The organism is Pedococcus sp. P2_E4 (assembly GCF_056403935.1).
Genome location: NZ_JBFUEO010000001.1, coordinates 225,862 through 246,283 on the forward strand (window position 1 = coordinate 225,862; position 20,422 = coordinate 246,283).

The window sequence follows — 20,422 nt, forward strand, 5'->3', positions numbered from 1 at the left end:
CCGCGCCGGTACCATCGACGCCGTCTGCTCGGGCAGGCATGCCGGCGTGGCGCAATTGGCAGCGCACCTGTCTTGTAAACAGGGGGTTGGGGGTTCGAGTCCCCCCGTCGGCTCAGCGCAGTTTGTCGACCTTCGTCCCGTTCTCGGGCATGGGCGCGTCACCATCCGCGGTGGCCCTGCTCTCATCCTCGAACGCGCAGCCCGGCGGTCGCCACCACGATGGCCGTCTCGAGGACCTGAGGCGTGCGACCGGAGGACTGACACGCCATGCCCACGAGCCCATCGACCCCCGTGCCAGCGTCAGGACGGGAGACCTCGGGGCGGCCGGAGTCCGCTCCTGCGGGGCCTTGGACCTCGGCCGGCCGCCGCCAGCTCGGTCGGGTGCTGCTGTTCGTGTGCACGCCGGGGCTCGTCCTCGGGGCGTCGACCTTGGCGACGGCGTCCGCGCTCGGGGCTTTCGACCCTGCCCCCCAGACCGTCCAGGCGTCGTGCCACCAGCAGCAGGCCGACCTGGCCAGCTTCGAGGTCGCGGTGTTCAACGGGTCCGGGATCTCTGGCCAGGCCAGGAAAGGTGCAGGGCAGCTGACGAAGGCCGGCTTCAGGGTCGCACGCGTGGGGACGGCTGCGGAGGGCCGGTGGACCGACGCAGCGGCTGTCATCACGTTCGGCCCGGACGGGCGGGGCGCGGCGCAGCTGGTAGCTGACCACATCCCCGGTGCTGTGCAGGTGAGCACGGTCCGCGTGGGTCGGGACGTGGATGTCGTGTTGGGCACCCAGTTCAGGGGGGTGTCGGCGACGGCGGTTGCGAGCTCCGCTTCCTCCGCGACGGTGCCGTCGTGTTCCTCCTCGGCGGCACGCTGACCGGCAGCTGACGGGCGTCGTCCCGGGGCTTGAGACCCGCGTCACGACATCGGCTCTCGGGCCTCTCATGGGTGTGGGCGGCGCGGTCCCGCAGGGGGAGATCGTGCCGTCCACAGCCATGCGTGCGCTCCCACCTCCGTGCGATGGGCGTCCGACAGGCGCCGTCCCTGTGCCGGTCCACGGCACGGGTCGCGCGGTTTTGTCCGGTTATGGCCGGCCCGTTACAGGCCGCCCCGCGGCGGGGCCACACGCGACTTGCCCGTGTTTGGTCAGGCGGCCGTAAAGATTCTTCGGCCTGAAGCGTCACGACTTGCCGGCTTCGAGGTCTTACGGGGGACGAAGCAACCCATGTGACTAAGGAGAGTGTGGTTTCAGTGCGTCGTTTTTCAGGCCTTATGGGGGAAAGGGCACGATGGCGACGTCCTGCTGCCTTGACAGTCGTGTTCGCGCTGGTGGCGGCGATGGGGACCGCGCTGGCTGTGACGCCGGCTCTCGCCGTCCCCGGCAATCCGGGGGTACCGCAGGCGGGGACCCTGCTCTACAGCGAGGACTTCTCCAACATCGACGCGAGTGCGGCGCCGGTGAGGATCGGCAGCTACACCGGCGGCGCCGCTGCTGCCGGCGAGACCTACACGGCTGATGCTGCCTGGAGCCCCGGAGCCAGCGCCTGCAACGGCTGGGTGATGCGCCAGGGGAGCCCGTTGCCCTCCGGTGTCACGCCGGCGGCCGACGACCAGTGCGCACGGAACGGCGGGTGGAACATCCTCGGCGCCATGGCCACCGCCATGGGGCAGTACCAGGGCATGACTGCCGCCCAGGCCGCTCAGAACCAGATCCTCAGCGAGTACACGAACCGCCCCGACGGTGTCCAGGCAGCTGGCATCCAGCTCCAGACCACCAAGAACTCGATCCCTACCATCGCCGGCCACTTCTACGCCGTCTCGGCGATCTTCGCCGAGACCAACTGCTTCTCCAACCACGCGAGCCAGGAGTTCGCCCTCATGGTCAACGGCGTTCCCACGGTCGTCGGCACCGGTTTGGATCCGTGCAGTGACCCCAGCAGGCAGGTCATCAACGTCAACAACGTGAACTACAGCGTGGCCAAGCTGCAGTCCGGCGCCCTGCAGGTGCCGCTCACGGGGGCGACCCCCACCTTGGGCATCCGCGTTAGGAACCTCAGGGCCACGGGCACCGGCAACGACGTCGGCTTCGACCTCCCGCAGATCGTCGACGTGACCCCGCAGCTCGACAAGGAGTTCTCGCCTGCCACGATCACGCAGGGCGACTCCTCGACCCTCACCTTCACGGTGACCAACACGACCGACCTGATGGCCAAGAACGGCTGGTCGTTCACCGACGACCTACCTGCGGGCCTCGTCGCCTCCGGGCCGGTCGGCGGCACCTGTGACCTGACCGCCAGCAACGTGACCAGCGGCAGCATCAGCGCCACCGGCAACCTCGCCCAGGGCCAGGCCTCCTGCACGATCACGGTCCAGGTCACCAGCAACACCCCGGGCGTCTACAACAACTCCGGGTGCACCGACACCACGGGCGCCGCCATCCCCAACTGCACCAACAACATCTCGAGGATCGTCGGGCTCTACCCGCCCGGCTCGACCCCGCTGACCGTTCTCCCGAAGGTCGACCTGTCGATCACCAAGAGCGCCGACCTCGACTCGTACACCCCCGGTCAGCCGGTCACCTACACGGTGACGGTGCACAACGACGGGCCCAGTGACGCCATCGACGCGACCTTCACCGACCCGATCCCGGCGTCGATCACGGGTGCCACCTGGACCTGCGCCGTGACCGCCGCGGGCAGTGCAAACCTCCCACCGGCGGGGCCCACCACGTGTGCTGCCAGCGGTTCCGGTGACATCGCCGACACCGTGCGCATCAACGTCGGTGGCACGCTCACCTACACCGTCACCGGCACGGTTGCCGCAGGCACCACCGGCAACATCGTCAACACGGCGACCGTCAAGCCCGCCGCGCAGACGACGATCCCGGTGATGCCTGGTGGTGGCCCCAACCCGACTCCCGGCTCGACCGCGACGGTCCCGACTGTCGACCCGGACTGCCCGCCCGCTCCCGGAGCCGGGTGTTCGGCCACGGTCACCACGCCCGGCAGCGCGATCGGCATCGTCAAGTCGATCAGCTCGGTCACCGACACCAACAACAACAACCTGGACGACGCCGGCGACGTGATCCACTACACGATCGTCACCACCAACACCGGACAGTCCACCCTCACGGGGGTCACGGTGACCGATGTCCTGGCTGCGCCCGCGGGGCCGGCTCTGTCCCTGTCGTGCACGCCGACCACGCCGGCGACGCTGGCGCCCGGCGCCACGATCACCTGCACCGCCGATTACGTGATCACGGCCGCGGACGCCCAGAAGGGCGCCGTCGACAACACCGCGACGGCCACGGGCACACCGCCCGACGGCCCGAATGTCACGGCCAGCGACACCGCCACCCAGCCCGTCCAGACGCAGGCGACCGGCCTGACGCTCGTGAAGTCGGCTGCCATCACCAAGGACGCCAACAACGACGGCAAGGCCGGTGTCGGTGACGAGATCACCTTCACCTTCCACGTCAAGAACACCGGCAACGTGACGCTCACGAACATCGGCGTGACGGACGTGCTGGTCGCTCCGGCGGGTCCGGAGGTGTCGGTGACGTGCCCGTCGACGACGCTGGCTCCGGGTGCCGAGATGGACTGCACCAGCTCGGTGTACGTCGTGACCCAGGCCGATGTCGACACCGGTTCGATCAAGAACGCGGCGACCGCGCATGGCACCCCGCCCAGCGGTCCGCCGGTGGTGACCCCGCCGTCGTCGACGACGACGCCGACCCCGGTCCCGTCGACCGGCCTGACGCTGCTCAAGACGGCCTCGATCACCAAGGACGCCAACAACGACGGCAAGGCCGGTGTCGGTGATGAGATCACCTTCTCGTTTGCGGTCAAGAACACCGGGAACGTCACCCTGAAGAACATCACGGTGACCGACGTGCTGGTCGCGCCTGCCGGGCCGGAGGTCTCGGTGACCTGTCCGCCTGGTGACCTCGCTCCGGGTGCCACAGTGGTGTGCACCTCGAGCGTCTATGTGGTCACCCAGGCCGATGTCGACACCGGTTCGATCAAGAACTCGGCGACCGCCCAGGGCACCCCGCCCACCGGTCCGCCGGTGGTGACGCCGCCGTCCGGCACGACGACCCCGACCCCGGTCACCCCGGGCCTGACGCTGCTCAAGACGGCCTCGATCACCAAGGACGCCAACAACGACGGCAAGGCCGGTGTCGGTGATGAGATCACCTTCTCGTTTGCGGTCAAGAACACCGGGAACGTCACCCTGAAGAACATCACGGTGACCGATGTTCTGGTCGCTCCTGCTGGTCCGGAGGTCACGGTGACGTGTCCGTCGACGACGCTGGCTCCCGGCGAGCAGATGACCTGCACCTCGAGTGCGTATGTGGTCACCCAGGCCGATGTCGACACGGGTTCGATCAAGAACTCGGCGACCGCCCAGGGCACCCCGCCCAGCGGTCCGCCGGTGGTGACGCCGCCGTCGTCGACGACGACGCCGACCCCGGTCACCCCGGGCCTGACCCTGGTCAAGTCCGCGGCGATCACCAAGGACGTCAACAACGACAACCTTGCAGGTGTGGGTGACGAGATCACCTTCTCGTTTGCGGTGAAGAACACCGGGAGCGTCACCCTGAAGAACATCACGGTGACCGACGTGCTGGTCGCTCCGGCCGGTCCGGAGGTGTCGGTGACGTGTCCGTCGACGACGCTGGCTCCTGGCGCCGAGATGACCTGCACCTCGAGTGCCTATGTGGTCACCCAGGCCGATGTGGACGCCGGTTCGATCAAGAACGCGGCGACGGCGACGGGGACTCCGCCCAGCGGGCCGCCGGTGGTGACGCCGCCGTCGAGGACGACGACTCCGACGCCGACGACTTCGGGCCTGTCGCTGGTGAAGTCCGCCTCGATCACCAAGGACGCCAACAACGACGGCAAGGCCGGTGTCGGTGACGAGATCACGTTCACCTTCCATGTCAAGAACACCGGCACGGTGACCGTCACCAACGTCGGCGTGACCGACGTCCTGGTGGCTCCGGCTGGTCCGGAGGTGTCGGTGACGTGCCCGTCCACGACGCTGGCTCCCGGTGCCGAGATGGACTGCACCAGCTCGGTGTACGTCGTGACGCAGGCCGACGTGGACGCCGGTTCGGTGGCGAACGCGGCGACCGCGCACGGCACCCCGCCCASCGGTCCGCCGGTGGTGACGCCGCCGTCGWAGACGACRACKCCGACGCCGACCACTCCGGSTCTGTCGCTGGTGAAGTCCGCCTCGATCACCAAGGATGCCAACCACGACGGCAAGGCCGGTGTSGGTGACGAGATCACCTTCACCTTCCACGTCAAGAACACCGGCACCGTGACGATGAAGAACGTCGGCGTGACCGACGTCCTGGTCGCTCCGGCCGGTCCGGAGGTCTCGGTCACGTGTCCTGCCACCACGCTGGCTCCGGGTGCCGAGATGTACTGCGCCTCGAGCAGCTATGTGGTCACCCAGGCCGATGTGGATGCCGGTTCGGTCGCGAATGCGGCGACCGCACACGGCACCCCGCCCAGCGGTCCGCCCGTGGTCACGCCGCCGTCGAAGACGACGACGCCGACGCCCAACACGTCGGGTCTGTCGCTGGTGAAGTCCGCCTCGATCACCAAGGACGCCAACCACGACGGCAAGGCCGGTGTCGGTGACGAGATCACGTTCACGTTCGCGGTGAAGAACACCGGGACCGTGACCATGAAGGACATCACGGTGGACGACGTGCTCGTCGCGCCGGCTGGTCCGGAGGTGTCCGTCACCTGCCCGTCCACGACGCTCGCTCCTGGAGCACAGATGGAGTGCACGTCGACTCCGTACGTGGTCACCCAGGCCGATGTCGACGCCGGTTCGGTGAAGAACGCGGCCACGGCMAAGGGCACCCCGCCCAGCGGTCCGCCGGTGGTGACGCCGCCGTCGWMGACGACGACGCCGACSCCGRYSACYYCSGGCCTGWCSYTGGTSAAGTCCGCSKCGMTCACCAAGGAYGCSAACCACGACGGCAAGGCCGGTGTCGGTGACGAGATCACCTTCACCTTCCACGTCAAGAACACCGGGACCGTGACCATGAAGGACATCACSGTGGACGACGTGCTCGTCGCGCCGGCTGGTCCGGASGTGTCSGTSACSTGYCCGTCSACGACGCTSGCYCCGGGTGCCGAGATGGACTGCACCAGCTCGGYGTACGTGGTCASCCAGGCCGATGTCGAYGCSGGTTCGGTGAAGAACGCGGCCACGGCCAAGGGCACCCCGCCCAGCGGTCCGCCCGTGGTCACACCGCCGTCGAAGACGACGACCCCGACGCCGGACCCGGCGCCTGGTCTGTCGCTGGTCAAGTCCGCGGCGCTCACCAAGGACGCCAACGACGACGGCCTGGCCGGTGTCGGTGACGAGATCACGTACTACTTCGATCTCGCCAACACGGGCAACGTCACGCTCAAGGACGTGACTGTCGATGACGAGCTGCTCGCCGAGTTCGACCTGTCGGTGACGTGCCCCTCCACGACGCTGGCCCCCGGCCAGGAGATGCAGTGTGTATCGGACGTCTACGTGGCGAACCAGGCGGACATCGACGCTGGCTACGTTCGCAACATCGCCACGGCCGAGGGCAAGACGCCGCCTCCGCCGGGAGGGGGCAACCCGCCCACGGTCAAGACCCCGCCATCGGTCGTCGATGTTCCCACTGCCGAGGAAGAGCCGCCTGGGTTCCTGGCCTTCACGGGCTCGAACACGCTGCCCTACGTCGCGGCGGGCCTCCTGCTCCTCATGGTGGGCCTCGCCATGGTGCTCGTGGCTCGTCGGCGACGCGATCCCCAAGCCGCCTGACGGCGGCCAAGCCCGCTATGACATCGATGAAAGGCAAGCACGCAGTGAGCAAGAAGAGAACGATCCGACAGCACGGACTGGTGGTGGTGGGGATGCTGTCCCTCCTCACCGGCTGTACCGATGACGGTGGAACCTCCCGGGCGACCGACGGGAAGTCCGCGAGCTCCACCGCCTCAGCCGACGAGGTGGTGGGAGCGCGTGCCGCCCTCACAGGATTCGCCTGCAAGGCAGATGGTGCGGGCACATGGTCCGCGAGCGGACAGCTGAACAACGCGGACAAGGGCAAGGCGACCTACGTCGTCATCGTCTCGGTGGCGGGGAAGGACTCCCATGTCGTGGCCGAGGCGACGAAGAAGGTGACCGTCGACCCCGGCGGCTCCGCCGACCTCGACGCCTCCGACTTCGGGAAGGCCGACGGCAAGGACCTCAAGTGCTCCGCGCACGTGACGAGGCAGGTCGGCTGACCTAGGAGAAGGGCATGCGAAAGGGTGGCCGGTTCCACGAGAACCGGCCACCCTTTGCTGTGTCTGCCATAGGCCCGTGGCGTGTCGCGGGAGAGGGGAGGGGCGGGGTCAGGGTGCTGAGCCGGAGGCCACACTGTCCGTGAACGTGCAGCTCTCCACGATCAGGCGCCGGGATGCGTCATAGACGTCCGACAGGGCCTCGAGCATGCAGCACGGGTCCAGCAGGTACGACCGCGAGGAGTCGGTATTGAGGAAGTTGGCCCGCTCGACGGCTTGCGTCAGCTCGTCGAGACCGCGAGACGACACCGATGTCCGGTCCGGCCGATCCATGATGGGCTCCTTCGTGGGTGGTTCACATGCTCAACGCAAGCCGCTTCTATTGCGATCGGCCCCGTGTGGCCTCACGGGGGCCAGGTAGTGCCCACGTATCCCGTCGCGGGCGAGCCATTCGCGTACGTGCCCGCCACGGTCGCGCGAACGCGCCCTCGCGCGGTGTCAGCCCACACGGTGTGAATCGCCCCAACCCAGCGGCCCGCAGCGCCATCGTTGACGGTGCACGAGATGAGCCCATTGCCTTGGGTGCAGTTGCTCCAGTCGCCCGTGGCACCCGAGAGCGTCACACCGTCGGGCACCTGGATCGTCAGCCGAACGGGACCCCTGATCCCCTGCGCCGCGGCCGTGACGTCGAGGGTGGTGTCTGCCCGCGAGCCGGCGATGGCCAGGTCGACCGTCACCGGCGTCATGCGCGGTGTGGTGGTCGGGGGAGAGCTGGTCCTCGGGGGTGTCACGACTCCGGGCCTGGGGGGTGCGGTCGCCTTGGGTCGAGGGGTGGTGCTGCTGGAGCTGGGAGTCGTCGGCTGGGTCGTTGGGGCCGAGCTGCGGGGTGGTGTGACGGTGCGGGGTGGTGTGACGGTGGGGGGCGCCGACGTGGTGGGGGCAGCGACCGCTGGCGCCGTCGTGAACGTGTCCTCGACCGGCGGGGTCATCATGACGTCGGGCCGCGACGCCATCAGGATCGCGACCGCGGTGCCCGCAACGGCCGCGGAACCCAACGCCCAGCGGGTGACGCCGGGGCGGGTGACCATGACGGTCGAAGAGGGCTCCTGCGCGACGCCAGTGCCCGAGCCCGGCGAAGCACCCGCGCCAGGGCCGGAGGCGCCAGACGCGCCTGCTGCGCCCGCGCCCCCCACGGAGGCGCCGGCGAACATCGTGGAGGGCAGCAGCCCGAAGACGGCCGGCCCCAGGACCCCGGCGAAGTTCAGGTTGACGGCCCGGAGCTCCTCGACCCGGCGCGTGCACAGGTCACAGGTGGCCACGTGGTCCACGAGCTCAGGCGCTGCACCTGCCTCGGAGATCGACAGGTCGGCGAGACCATCGATGAACGGCTTGCACTCGGCGTTGACGCCCCGGTCGGAGAGGTGTGCTCTCAAGTAGGACAGGCGGAACCCCCGGCGCGCTCGTTTGGCGAGGGCAGCCACACCGTTGGGCGACAGACCCATGGCCCGCCCGACCTCGATGTTGCTGTCGCGGTCGACCGCCGTGCGCCACAGCACGATCTGCCAGCGTCGCGGCAGGTCGGCGAAGGCGACCCGGACCAGCTCGAGCTCGGACATGTGCACGGTGGTGTCAGGGGTAGCCCTGTCGAACACCGCCACGTCGTCGGTGATCACGTCACCGGACGAGGGCCGCCTCGCCCGGCTGGCGGCGAGGTTGCGCACCGAGGTCACGAGGTAGGCGCGGACCGAGGTCGTCGGGCCAGCGCCGGTGGACAGCGCCGCGAGCATGCCGGAGAAGGCATCGGAGGCGATCTCCTCGGCGTCGCGCTGCTGTCGCGTGACGCGTCGCGCCGCGAGCAGCACCGACGGGTAGTGCCTGGTCCACAGGTCGACCGCGGCGTCGCGGTCCCCGGCACGGACGCGTTCGACCAGGTCTACGTCGGGTGCCTGGTCCTCGAGGTCATCCACAGTCCGCACTCGTGTCGGGATCGGCGTAGGCCGCCGCGGGCTCGCGCAGCTCGTGGAGCTCAGCGCCCGGGTAGAGGGCTGCCACGCTGAAGCGGATCTCCCCCGTCCCGCCTGCGGCAAGCTCGGCCTGGTGCTCGGCCTCGGCGACCGCCAGTGCGGCCAGGCCGTTGGCGTAGGGGCCCGAGTAGCTGGCCGAGGCGCACCCCGCGACGGTCGTCACGACGACATGGGGCATGTCGATCTCGACGACCTCCATGGAGAGCATGATTCGTGCGACGTGCTCCATGTCACCGGATCCCTGCGGAAACTCGCTCACCCTCACACACATCCTCGATCGCCAAGAGAAAGCCCAACACCAACCAAGACTCAGCAACCGTGGTTCCGTGACGCGCGCGGCAAGCCCGGATCGTGCACGGTCGCGTCGCGGTCAAGCGCCCTGGACCGCGGACCCGTCTGCGGGGACGTCCAGATGCTCGACGGGGCCCGAGAGCCGGTCCTGGTAGGCCTTGCTGAGCCCGCGTCGTGCACGGAAGCTCAGGGCCGCAGCCGCGTTGGGCTTGAGCCCCATCGTCGCGGCCACGACGGACAGCGGCTCACCGACCACGATGGTCCGCCAGAGGATCTCGCGCCATCGAGTCGGCAGCGTCGTGAGCACCTCGAGCATGACGCTGTGCTCGAGCAGTGCCTCGCTGTCGTCGGGCTGGACGCCGTCGAGCACCTCCGAGTCACCGACGGGGAACTCCCGTGCGTTCTTGCGGATGCCGTCGACGTAGAGGTGGCGAATGGTCGTGACGAGGTAGGGGCGCAGTGCGAGGTCCGGACCATGGCCACGGATCAGCGAGGCCAGGACCTTGGTGAAGGCCTCGGCCACCAGGTCCTCGGCGATGCCCTGGCCGCCGATGCCCCTGGCCGCCCGCAGGGCGGCCGCGTAGTGGCGCACGTACAGGGTCGATGCAGCGTCCATGTCCCCGGAACGGACGGCCTGGATGAGCACCGAGTCCGTCTCGCACCCGTCGCCGGGTACTGGTGATGCCGATGACATCCGGACTCTCCCCTGGCTCGATGGTTGCCCATAGGAAGAGACGGCCCAGTGCTGCCTGTGATGACGCCGCCAGCGCGAGTGGTCAGCCGGGCCGCCGGCAGGTCAGCGGAAGAGGACCGCTCTGGCCGCTGCCGACCGGATCATGGAGCGCCCGTCGTGACCGACCTGGGGCACGACGGCCAGGGTGTGACCCGAGGGATGGACCCCGAGCTGGTCTGCGAGGTGGCCGAAGAACAGCCGCCCGCGTTCCAGGCGGTTGCGACCCTGGCTGTCCGCCTCGCAGCCCACGTCCAGCGCCTCGTCACGGTCGACGTCCGACCCGCCGAGCACGAGGGCGACCCGCCGGGCGGCATACCGCGCCCGAAGGTCTCCCGCGTCACCCATGTACCGGTTCAGGTCGTGCAGCCCGTACTTCCACGTGTTGTAGCCGGGGCAACCCGGCACCCCGTCGACCGTCGCACCACCCGGCCACCGCTGCGCGCTGAGGTAGGCGTAGCTGGAGGGGTTCATGGGCACGAAGGCGTCGAAGGGCGCGTCGCTCCCCTCGGCATACCGCTGGACGAACTGGCCGCCCGCGGAGTGCCCCACGAGCAGGAGCGGGACACCGCCCCCGAAGGTCTGCCGGGCCGCGGCCGCGAGCAGGTCCATCGCCGCAAAGCTCGACACCCTCGTGCCGTCGGGGTTGGTGCTGGTGCTGCCCTCGCGCCATCCCGAGCCCCACGTCAGGCGTCTGTCGCCGGCCGTCGCAGCATCCGTGAAGAGCGGGGCGACCACGAGGGTCGAGGCGAGCGCGCCGGCGTCCTCCGCGGACTCCATGGCGTACCGCGCGTAGTCGCAGTGGTTGGCCGAGCTCCCGTGGACGACGAACACGACCCTGCGGATGCCGGCAGTCTTGACCGTCAGGGATCCGTTGCCGCAGTAGTCGAGCAGCTTCGTGCCGATGGGGAACGACCGGGTGGAGGGAGCCGGGACGGTGCCCGCGTCGGCACGGTCGGCGGGCAGGCCGGTGGCCATGATGAGGGAGAGCGTCCCGACGGCACAGCACAGCCGCACCGCTGTCGGCTGCAGCGCGTCGGGTCCAAGGGTCGACTTCATGTGATCGCCTGCTTTCAGGGCATGCTCGATCGGGTCTCGGCGCTCAGGCACCGAGAAGGAACGCGGCGATGGCCGACCGTGTCGAGACAACGGGTCGCGAGCCGGATTACGTTGCGCCGCTGTGAGATTCGTGAATCTCCGAGGTGGACGTCCGGAACGGGCGTCACTGCAGGGACGAAACGGAGAGCCGGTCCCTTACGGCGCGACATCTCCGTAATGTCCGGTTGGTCGCGGCGGTCTATGGGGGTGAAGGCGCTCTCCCTCGAGTCGCCGCCGGAGGCGATCCACCACCTCGTGGACACCGCGACGGACCCGTGGACGGGCGGACCTGAGCAAGGCCTTCCCCGGGCGACCAGGTGCGGGGAATCATCAACGCGTGGAGGTGTGGCTTCAGATGAGACTCGCACGAACGAACCGGCCGGGCGCAGCAGCTCGCTCCTGCACGACGGCGCCGCCCCTGGACCTGCACCGGCACCTCTGCGCATCTCGGTGCGCGGTGGCGCTGGCGGCGACGGTCCTTGCGGCGTCACCGATCCTGGCGCCCTCGCTCGGCTTCACCGAGGTGTCCGATGTGCGTACGGCGGCGGTCGGCGCGGGCACCACGGGAGCGGGGGACCGGCTGCGCGTCATGGCCCTCGACACCCGTCATACCCACCTCGTCGGGGTCGCGGAGACAGGCCAGCAGCCGCTGGCCCTCGCGTCCTCGTCCTCCTCCGGGCCGAACGCGCAGGCGCGGCGGGTCTGTGTCTCGCGGGCGAACGTCCGCAGGGGCCCAGGGCTCTCGTACCGCGTCGTCACGACCCTGGGCCGCGGGGCGCGCGTGACCGGTCCGGTCACGCGGGGGTGGATCAAGCTCCGGAAGGGCCGGTGGATCTCGGTCACCGTCACGTGTGCCGTCGCGGGTGGGGCGACAGCCTCCGCCGCACGAGGTGCCGACAGCGCGTTCAGGGCCTGGGTGCGCGTGGTCGACCCGACCGGCAACGCGCAGTGGAAGCTGGACCACGCGAGGGCCTACGCCCGGGGCAGCACCCGTGGCCTCACGGTGTTCAGGGGGAGGGGTCCCGGCCCCTCAACCGTCTACATCCAGCCGGGCATGACGTGGTCCAAGACCAAGATGGTGATGGCGCACGAAGCGCTCCACGTCCGGCAGATCCGCTACGGCGGCTTCGCCCACTCCATCAGGGTCTTCGGCTCGGTCAACGGTATGGAGCGTGCCGCGGACTGCGGCGCGACCCTCGTCCTGCGGTATGTCGTCCGCGGCGGGTGCCGGGGCGGCGTGCGACCCCACGTGCTGAACCTCCTTGCTGGACGTCCTGCGTAGCCGTCAGAGGGCGGGTATGCCGTGGAACCCGGTTGGGCCCCGCGGGATCGGAGGGGAGGATCAACCGCGGGGCCCCGGCCGCGCCGCGGCGGCCACCTGGTCGGTCAGCGGATGCTGATGGACCAACACGGACAAGACGGCGGGCCTGCGTCGCGTATTACGGGGCGATGACCTCGACTTTCGGCCGACCGAGATCGGCTCAGCCCTCGGACAAACAGGCCCCCTGCGCTGGCCAAGCGTCACGGCGAAGGCCCCGTGCGCGTCTTCCGAACGACGGCTCGCAGGGGCGAGCCTGCCCTCGTGGAGAGGCTGTGACATGGGTGGAACGTGGTGGGGCATCACGTGAAGAGGGTCCGGCTCCTGCCGCAGAGACCTGAACGGACCCTTGACGAGGCCGAGGTGTTCCGGCGTCAGGTGCGCGCAGCCATGCAGGTGGCGCCGAGGGCCAACCTGGCCAACGCCTTCAGCGTGGTGGTGCTGGCGGTCTACGTCATCCCCCACGACCACGTGGCGTTCGCCGTCGCGTGGATCAGCCTGGCCCTGCCGGCTGCGGCGTTGCGCGTGGTTGCCTGGTGGGTGGGTGAGCGCGACGTGACCCGGCAGGAGCAGCAGGCGAACCGACGGTACTACCGGGTCACCATCATCGAGGTGGCCGCGCAGGCCTCCCTCACGACGACGCTGGTCGTCTACCTCCTGCCGAGGGTCGACACCGGTCGCCAGATCGTCCTGGTGGCGACGGGTGCCGGCATCATGGGCGCGGGTGCGATCGCCTTGTCGCCGCTGCGCTCCATCGGCATCCTGTGGATCGCGATCCACACCGTGGGCATGGCCGTGACGTTCCTCGCCATGGGCCAGACGGCCTACTCAGTGCTGGCCGGGCAGCTCGTGCTCTATGGGGCGGTCCTCGTGGTGGGGGTCTTCCACCTGGCCAACTCCTTCGAACGGAGGTCGCTGGCAGAGGTCGCCGCCCTGCGCGCCCAGCAGGTCGTCGAGCTCCTGCTCGACGACTTCGAGGACGGGTCACGCGACTGGCTCTGGGAGACCGGCCCGGACGGCACCTTCACCCGATCGTCCGAGCGACTGGCGGAGGTGTCTGGGTACTCTGCCGACGAGCTCCGCCGGTTGACCCTCGAGGGCCTGCTCGGCCGGCTGACCAGGGACTCGCCCGAGGGCTGCGCCTCGCTGCGGGAGCTGGCTGCGGCGATGGGTCGCGCCGACGGGATCCGTGACCACGTCCTGGCCGTCGTGGTCGCGGGCGCCGAGCGGTGGTGGTCGCTGTCGGCCAAGCCACAGCTCGCGCAGGACGGCAGCGTGGTCGGCTGGCGAGGTGTCGGTGTCGACATCACCGAGGAGTTCAGCCACGAGAAGGAGCTGGTCCGGCTCGCCCACACCGACCCCCTCACCGGCCTGGCCAACCGTCGCAGCTTCCAGGAGAAGCTCCAGCGGTGCCTGAGCGGCCAGGACGGGCCGGGGACCAGCCACCTGGCGATCTTCGACCTGGACAACTTCAAGTCCGTCAACGACACGTTGGGTCACGGGATCGGCGACGAGCTGCTGCAGCACGTCGCGCTGCGCCTCTTGGCCCAGAGCCGGGGGGATTTCGTCGCGAGGCTCGGCGGCGACGAGTTCGCCGTGATCGCCCAACCAGAGAGTCCCCCGGCCTTTCCCCAGGTGCTGTTCGCCCGGTACCAGGGCGCCTTCGCCGACCCGTTCACCGTCCGCGGCAACAGGATCGAGGTCTCGGCGAGCGTGGGGTGCTCCCACGCGATGCCACTTGGCGCCAGCACTGACGAGGTGGTGCGTACGGCAGCCGATGAGGTGGTGCGGACCGCCGACCTGGCGCTCTACGACGCCAAGGGCCGGGGGTCGGGCCGGATGAGCACCTTCACGACCTCGATGAGCGTTCGCGCGGTCCACCGGGCATCGCTGCTCGCCGAGCTGGGGCTGGCGATCGACCACGCGGAGTTCGTCTTCCACTACCAGCCCCAGCACGACGTCCGCACCGGGCGGGTCGTCGGGCACGAGGCGCTGCTGCGCTGGCAGCACCCCACCCGTGGACTCCTGCTGCCGTCGGAGTTCCTGGAGCTGGCTGAGACGTCCGGCCTGATCGTCCCCATAGGGCGGCTCATGCTGCGGCGAGCCTGCCAGCAGCTGTCTGCCGTCGGGCGCGGAGTGCGCCTTGCCGTCAACGTGTCAGGCGTCGAGCTTGCTGCCGCAGGGTTCATGGACCACGTCGAGGCGACGCTGGCGGAGTACGCCGTCGAGCCCGACCGGCTCGAGCTCGAGGTCACGGAGTCGTCGGCGATCTCCGACGAGTCGATCGCCTTCCTGCGCGAGCTGCGCCACCTCGGGGTGCGCGTGGCCATCGACGACTTCGGCACCGGCTTCTCGTCGCTCGGCAGCCTGCAGCGGATGCCTGTCGACATGCTGAAGGTCGACCGCACCTTCTCGGCGGCGCTGAGCCAGGCGGACTCGCGCGCCGCCGAGGTCGCGCTGGCGATCATGAGGTCGGCCGTCGAGATCGCCGACGCGCTGGGGATCAAGTGCCTGGCCGAGGGCATCGAGGACCAGAGGCAGCTGGCCGGGGTGCGAGCCCTCGGGTTCGACTTCGTGCAGGGCTTCTACGTCGCGACGCCTGCGCCCAACGTGAGCCGTCACCTGACGATCGTGGAGCCGTCACCGGAGCCGACCTGGCCGGTCACCCCGCGAGGACGTCGGCGGCCGCCGTCGCCATGAGGGCGTGGTCGTGCGCCACCCCGGGGACGACGGCCAGGGTCCAGCGGAACGGCAGGCCGCGGCGGCGCGCCTGCTCGCTGCCCACGCGGTAGAACTGCTCCCCGCGCTCGATGCGGGTGGAGCCCTGTTGGCTCGCTCCGTCGTCCTGGCGGAGGTTGTCGTCCTCGACGTCGTCGCTGCCCAGCAGGACCGTGAGGTGCTGGGCGAGGAACGCCGGCAGGTCGACGGGTCGCGGCGCGTTGTCCAGGCCGTATGGATAGTCGACGTCCGGGTCGGGGATGGTGTACCAGCCGGCATTGGCCGCCACCGCCCGTCGTACGGGTGCGTCCGGGACGAACTCCAGGTAGCGGTGCACGAACTGGGCGCCGGCCGAGTGCCCGAACAGGTCGAAGGTCCGCTCGGCGACCCCGGTCCGCGACCGGACCTGGTCGACGAGCGGCTTGATGTAGGAGAAGGTCCATTCGGACTGGGGGACCGGGTCGTCGGACTCGTCGACGACCCCACCGAGGTTGTAACCGGACACCCCAGGGAAGTCCTCGCGGTCGAACTCCGGTGCGATGACGACCCACGGACGGTGCTCGACCAGGGCGGCCCACGAGTCGCGGTAGTCACGGGCGTTCCGGTTGGTCCCGTGCATGACGACGACGACACGGCCGTCGCGCAGGTCGCCGGACCCCACCGCATAGAACACCGTGATGGGTTTGCGTCCCGGTGGGGCGAAGGCGAACGAGCCGGTGCCCGTCAGGGGTGCGGTCGGGTCGTCTGCTGAGCTGCTGCAGGCTGGTCCAGCCAGGATCGTCACGAGGAGCACCATCCAGGTCAGTCGTCGAAGTCGCATCAGAAGGTGACTGATGCCTGGGCTTGCTGCCAGCTCATGCCTGCTCCGAGCACCTGTCGGGCTGCTGCGAGCGGCTCCGCGGGGCACGCCTTGGCGACGTAGCCGTTGAGGAGGTTGTCGGTCCGGATGCAGTCGAGCCTCAGCGTCCCGAGTCCGGACGCGTCCCAGCGCAGGTGGGCCACGGCGCCGATCCCGACCTTGCCGTAGCCGGCGAACCGTCCGGGTGCACCGAACGCGAGGTTGCCGAGGCTGTAGGCGATCGGGGTGCCTCGCAGGACCTCGACCGGCTGGAGCACGTGCGGACCGGTGCCGATGACGGCGTCGTAGCCTGCGTCCACGAACAGGCCCGCCCAGTAGCGCTGCTGGGCGTTGACATCGGCGTAGTTGTCACCCCAGTGGACGAACGCCACGATCTTGGAGGCGCCGGCCCGCTTGGCAGTGAGAACGCCACGCTCGATCCGCTCGGGGCTGAGCGGCACCATCCCGGCTGTGGTCGGTGTGCTCCGGTGGGCCGGCCCGAAGTTCTCGCCGAAGGCCAGGACGGCGATGGTCTCGTCGGGCGACCGCAGGATGAGCGGGCGCATGGCCTCGGCACGGTTGGCACCCGCCCCGAACGTCGACAACCCCTGCGCCGACGCGACCTGTTGGGTCTGGGTGAGCCCGATGGCACCGCGGTCCATGGCGTGGTTGTTGCCCAGGCCCAGGACGTCGACGCCTGCACGTGCGAGGGCGCCAGCGCCCAGGGGGTCGACCGCATAGGAGTACTTCGCACCCGGGTTGGCCGGATCGGTCACCGTGGTGATCGGACCCTCGGCGTTGACGATGGTGGTGTCGCCGCCCAGCATGGGCGCGACGCCGGCGAGCACGGCGTCGTGCCCCTTGGCGTCGATGAGCGACTGAGCGCCGTCGCCGAGCATCGTGTCGCCACCGAAGGTGAGGTCGATGACACCGTCCGGGCCGGGGTCGACCGTGCGGGTGACCACGTCCGGTGCCGCAGGCGCCGCGCCGGCGAGCTGCCAGCCCACGGCGCCCACACACAGGGTCGTGATGGCCGCGAACCCCGCCATCAACCGTCGGTCGCGTTTCAGGTTGTGGGGGCGGGCCATCTCTGCTCCTGGTGGGTGCGACTGGTCCACAGCTCCGCGCGGTACGTGCTGCTGGCCTTCACCTCGACGAGGCGGCCGTGCTCCATCACCCAGATGAGGTCGGCCTCGGCCAGGTCGTCCGGCTCGTCGGTGCACCACAGGACGGTGCCCCGGTGGCGAAGCAGCATGGCTCGGGCCAAGGTGCGACTGGCGGGGTCCAGGCCCTCGAGGGGACGGTCGAGCAGGAGGATCGGTGGGCTGCCCATCAGGGCGCGTCCGAGTGCGATGAGCTGTCGGTCGGCCGGCGAGATGTTGTGGCCGCCTTCGACGAGCCACTCCCCGACGCCTGAGTCGCCGAGCCGGCCCAGGGTCTGTGGGAGGCCCAGCCCGAATGCCACACGCTGGACCTCCTGGGCGGAGGCCTCCCGGGCGGCGTACTTCAGGTTGCGGGTGACGGTGCCCCGCAGGAGAGGGAGGTCGGGTCCGACCATGCCGACCACGCGCCCGACAGAGGCGGGGTCGGTGTCCGAGAGGACCTGGTCGTCGACGGTGACGGTGCCGGCCGTGGGATCCACGAGCCGTGCCACGACATCGAGGACGGCCGAGGCTCCCGAACCCGCACCGCCGGCGATGGCGACGATCGTGCGCGGCCCAGCAACCGCCGTGAGCTCCTGCAGCGCCCCCGGCACGGTGACGCCGTCGAAGCGGATCTCGCCACGCCGGACCCGCAGCGGCGGCAGGAGGGAGGCCTCGACGCCCCGGCTCGAGCTCGCGAGGAAGTCGAGGATCTTCTGGCGCGAGACCAGCCCGCGGTGCCAGTAGTCGTGCATGAGCCCGAGCGTCCTGACCGACCTCGTGAGGAAGCGCGCGATCAGGACCTCGAGCAGCACCGTGGTGGGGAGCACGGCTCCACCCCGAGCCTCGACGACCCCGACGGCGACCACGGCTGCGGTGGCCACCATGCTCGTGCCGGTGGCCAGGCCGCGCAGCCGACCCCGGAGGGCGGCCACGCGCCCCAGGGCGCGGTTGAGGGAGTCGTTCTGCCGCGAGAGCCTGGCGAACTCGCCGGCCGCCCTCCCGGCCACCTGGGTGACGGCGAGGGCGTTGATCTGCTCGGCGATGTTGCCGATCACCAGCGAACGGCGGCGCCGCATCGTGCGGGTTGCCGTCCGCATGGCCCGGCCGCTGTGGAGGGAGGCGATGGCACCCACACCGAGCACGGCCAGGAGCGCGCAGGCCATGGGCCGGTCCAGGACGAAGGCGCCAGCCAGACCGGCCGTCAGCGTGATGGCGGCTGAGGAGCCCTGCAGCTGGCCACGGCTGAGCCACATGCGCAGCATCGACAGGTCGCCGGTCAGTCGCAGCAGGAGACCCCCGCGGGCGCGGTGCAGCAGGTGTGCCGGCAACATCCGCTGCAGGTGGGCGTACATCTCCATCCGCAGGCGGCGGACCACCTCGTAGCCGGCCTTCTCGGTCACGGTGAACTCGACCGCGCGCAGGATCCCCAGCGCCACCCCGAGCGCGGCGAGGACGGCGCACGCCATCAGCGAGTCGCGGTACTGGCGTTCCGCCGCGAACCCCACGCTGGTCGGCTCGAGCAGCTCGACGACGTGGGACAACAGCAGGATGAACGCCAGGAGGCAGGCACCCTGTGCCAGGCCCAGGCCGACCACGGCGGCGATGGCCACCCGGGAGACGCGGAACAGCGAGCGGTCGCCGGGTGTGGCGTCGGGGAGGGTGGCGCGTCTGCGCAGGGCGCGGCGACTGGCCCGGGACGGGTAGACGGGAAGGTGTCCGTCCACGGTCAGCCCACCTGAGGGACCAGGCGAGCCCCACCCAGGGGTCCGCCGCGCAGGCTGTCGCTCGACGCGAGGTCAGGGCCTGACGCGGCGCCCGACAGGTCCATGCCACCGGGCTCGGCAACGGGGTCCGCGAGGTCGGGTTGGAGCCCCTCGAGCTCGATGGGCCAGGCCGCCGGCGGCGATGGCTCGGGCTGCTTGGCCAGCGACAGGTCGATCCCGAGGGTCGGCATGACCAGGTCCGGTGACTGGAGCTCGGGAATGCCCCACACGGGCAGACCGGTGGCTTCTTGCGTCTCGCGGATCGCGAGGGGCGAGCGCGTGAGCATGCCGGAGACGGCCGCCACCTCGAACCCGCGCTCACGCAGGTGGGCGACCCCGTGCGCCGCACCCATCGCATCGGACGCAGCCAGCACGACGACGTCGAGCAGGTCGTGGACGACCGGCGACGTCAGCAGCATGCGGTTCTCCTGCTGGAAGACCCCGTCGGCGATCTCGACGAAGTTGACCCCGCAGCCAGCGACGGTGAGCTGGGCGACGAGCTGGCTCATGGCCGACTCGAGGACGGGGATCGGCTGGCGGAAGGTCGAGGCGAGCCCGGCGTCCGTGAAGTCGTGCATGCGGTGGGCGCCCGCGTCGAGCATCACCCAGTAGTCGTTGCCCGAACCGGTGCCCGTGACCTTGACCGACCCCGGGTCCGCGCCCACCTTGCTCAGGCCGTGCAGCAGGTAGTGCATCGTCGTCGTCTTGCCGGCGTTCATCGACGTGCCCAGCACCGCGATCGTCCGGGGTCGCTCGCGCGGCAGCTCCACCTCGGGGAGGCGGAAGTCCCACACGTTCAGGGGGCGACCGAGCTCGTCGCCCACGAGGCCCAGGGGAATGATGTCGGTGGCGCGCCGCACGGCCCGGCTCTGCGACAGCGACTCGGACGCGATCCCCCCCGAGGCGACCAGCTGCGCCCGCCCGAGCGAGCGGGGGACGTGCGACTCGAACTGGTCGGTGGCGTAGCGGTCCGCATACGCGACCACCACGGTGTCGTCGAGGTGCAGCGCACTGCGCCTGCCGTTGGGCTGTTCGATGCGGCGGTGCTGCCCGAGCCGCTCGACCTTGGCCAGGACGACGTCCCCCGAGCGAGGACGGACGGCGCCACCGACCAGGGTCTGCATCGCCTCGGGCGGCACGCGACGGGTGGCGAAGCTGCGCCGGGCCCGCTCGCGCGCGGCTACCTCCAGCGGTCGAACCCACACATCGTGCCGAGACATGGACCCCAGA

General features: G+C 70.1%; 14 protein-coding genes and 1 tRNA gene. 6 read left to right on the forward strand and 9 right to left on the reverse strand.

The features are described 5' to 3' along the window. Window positions 1-40 precede the first annotated feature (40 nt). From AC1DV7_RS01135 to AC1DV7_RS01150, 4 genes are all read left to right on the forward strand, one after another. A tRNA-Thr gene (locus AC1DV7_RS01135) sits at window positions 41-113 on the forward strand. A 154-nt stretch (window positions 114-267) separates the two neighbouring features. Then, a complete protein-coding gene (locus AC1DV7_RS01140) occupies window positions 268-861 on the forward strand; it encodes a LytR C-terminal domain-containing protein (RefSeq protein WP_477593735.1) in 594 nt (197 codons plus the stop codon). A 440-nt stretch (window positions 862-1,301) separates the two neighbouring features. Beyond that, window positions 1,302-6,806, forward strand: a complete 5,505-nt coding sequence (locus AC1DV7_RS01145) for a DUF7507 domain-containing protein (protein ID WP_477593849.1) — start codon at window positions 1,302-1,304, stop codon at window positions 6,804-6,806. Between the two features lie 44 nt (window positions 6,807-6,850). Continuing rightward, complete coding sequence (locus AC1DV7_RS01150) at window positions 6,851-7,270, forward strand: hypothetical protein (protein WP_477593737.1); 420 nt, start codon at window positions 6,851-6,853, stop codon at window positions 7,268-7,270. Between the two features lie 108 nt (window positions 7,271-7,378). Here the strand turns inward: AC1DV7_RS01150 and AC1DV7_RS01155 are convergent, their stop codons facing one another. The 5 genes from AC1DV7_RS01155 to AC1DV7_RS01175 all read right to left on the reverse strand — a co-directional run bounded on the left by AC1DV7_RS01155 (window position 7,379) and on the right by AC1DV7_RS01175 (window position 11,371). After that, window positions 7,379-7,600 (reverse strand): hypothetical protein, encoded by a 222-nt coding sequence (locus tag AC1DV7_RS01155; RefSeq protein ID WP_477593739.1) that lies wholly within the window; start codon window positions 7,598-7,600, stop codon window positions 7,379-7,381. A gap of 71 nt (window positions 7,601-7,671) precedes the next feature. Continuing rightward, on the reverse strand, window positions 7,672-9,234 hold the full coding sequence (locus tag AC1DV7_RS01160) for an RNA polymerase sigma factor (RefSeq protein WP_477593741.1): 1,563 nt from the start codon (window positions 9,232-9,234) through the stop codon (window positions 7,672-7,674). Then, the gene (locus AC1DV7_RS01165; RefSeq protein WP_477593743.1) at window positions 9,227-9,550 is read right to left on the reverse strand and encodes a hypothetical protein; all 324 of its coding nucleotides are present in this window, start codon (window positions 9,548-9,550) and stop codon (window positions 9,227-9,229) included. Before AC1DV7_RS01165 ends, AC1DV7_RS01160 begins: the two co-directional genes overlap by 8 nt. A 111-nt stretch (window positions 9,551-9,661) precedes the next feature. Further along, window positions 9,662-10,228 (reverse strand): RNA polymerase sigma factor, encoded by a 567-nt coding sequence (locus AC1DV7_RS01170; RefSeq protein ID WP_477593745.1) that lies wholly within the window; start codon window positions 10,226-10,228, stop codon window positions 9,662-9,664. Window positions 10,229-10,378: 150 nt separating this feature from the next. Then, window positions 10,379-11,371, reverse strand: coding sequence for a hypothetical protein (locus AC1DV7_RS01175; protein WP_477593747.1), 993 nt, complete (start codon window positions 11,369-11,371; stop codon window positions 10,379-10,381). Between the two features lie 394 nt (window positions 11,372-11,765). Between AC1DV7_RS01175 and AC1DV7_RS01180 the strand changes: the two genes are divergently transcribed. After that, on the forward strand, window positions 11,766-12,692 hold the full coding sequence (locus tag AC1DV7_RS01180; protein WP_477593749.1) for an SH3 domain-containing protein: 927 nt from the start codon (window positions 11,766-11,768) through the stop codon (window positions 12,690-12,692). A gap of 342 nt (window positions 12,693-13,034) precedes the next feature. Then, on the forward strand, window positions 13,035-15,428 hold the full coding sequence (locus tag AC1DV7_RS01185) for a putative bifunctional diguanylate cyclase/phosphodiesterase (RefSeq protein ID WP_477593751.1): 2,394 nt from the start codon (window positions 13,035-13,037) through the stop codon (window positions 15,426-15,428). Here the strand turns inward: AC1DV7_RS01185 and AC1DV7_RS01190 are convergent. From AC1DV7_RS01190 to AC1DV7_RS01205, 4 genes are read right to left on the reverse strand one after another with little or no spacing between them, the layout of a single operon-like run. Next, a complete protein-coding gene (locus AC1DV7_RS01190) occupies window positions 15,391-16,266 on the reverse strand; it encodes an alpha/beta hydrolase family protein (RefSeq protein WP_477593753.1) in 876 nt (291 codons plus the stop codon). The two genes, AC1DV7_RS01185 and AC1DV7_RS01190, sit on opposite strands and share 38 nt — an antisense overlap. Continuing rightward, complete coding sequence (locus AC1DV7_RS01195; protein ID WP_477593755.1) at window positions 16,266-17,372, reverse strand: CapA family protein; 1,107 nt, start codon at window positions 17,370-17,372, stop codon at window positions 16,266-16,268. The genes AC1DV7_RS01190 and AC1DV7_RS01195 overlap by 1 nt, the downstream gene beginning before the upstream one ends. After that, window positions 17,351-19,153, reverse strand: a complete 1,803-nt coding sequence (locus AC1DV7_RS01200; protein WP_477593757.1) for an ABC transporter transmembrane domain-containing protein — start codon at window positions 19,151-19,153, stop codon at window positions 17,351-17,353. The genes AC1DV7_RS01195 and AC1DV7_RS01200 overlap by 22 nt, the downstream gene beginning before the upstream one ends. A 2-nt stretch (window positions 19,154-19,155) precedes the next feature. Next, window positions 19,156-20,412 (reverse strand): DUF1611 domain-containing protein, encoded by a 1,257-nt coding sequence (locus AC1DV7_RS01205; protein ID WP_477593759.1) that lies wholly within the window; start codon window positions 20,410-20,412, stop codon window positions 19,156-19,158. Window positions 20,413-20,422 lie beyond the last annotated feature (10 nt).

Excerpts from the sequence above, each read along its gene's own strand:
- AC1DV7_RS01190 (WP_477593753.1), bottom strand. The coding sequence starts at position 16,266 with ATGCGACTTCGACGACTGACCTGGATGGTGCTCCTCGTGACGATCCTG.
- AC1DV7_RS01180 (WP_477593749.1), top strand. The coding sequence starts at position 11,766 with ATGAGACTCGCACGAACGAACCGGCCGGGCGCAGCAGCTCGCTCCTGC.
- AC1DV7_RS01175 (WP_477593747.1), bottom strand. The coding sequence starts at position 11,371 with ATGAAGTCGACCCTTGGACCCGACGCGCTGCAGCCGACAGCGGTGCGG.
- AC1DV7_RS01205 (WP_477593759.1), bottom strand. The coding sequence starts at position 20,412 with ATGTCTCGGCACGATGTGTGGGTTCGACCGCTGGAGGTAGCCGCGCGC.
- AC1DV7_RS01195 (WP_477593755.1), bottom strand. The coding sequence starts at position 17,372 with ATGGCCCGCCCCCACAACCTGAAACGCGACCGACGGTTGATGGCGGGG.
- AC1DV7_RS01140 (WP_477593735.1), top strand. The coding sequence starts at position 268 with ATGCCCACGAGCCCATCGACCCCCGTGCCAGCGTCAGGACGGGAGACC.
- AC1DV7_RS01155 (WP_477593739.1), bottom strand. The coding sequence starts at position 7,600 with ATGGATCGGCCGGACCGGACATCGGTGTCGTCTCGCGGTCTCGACGAG.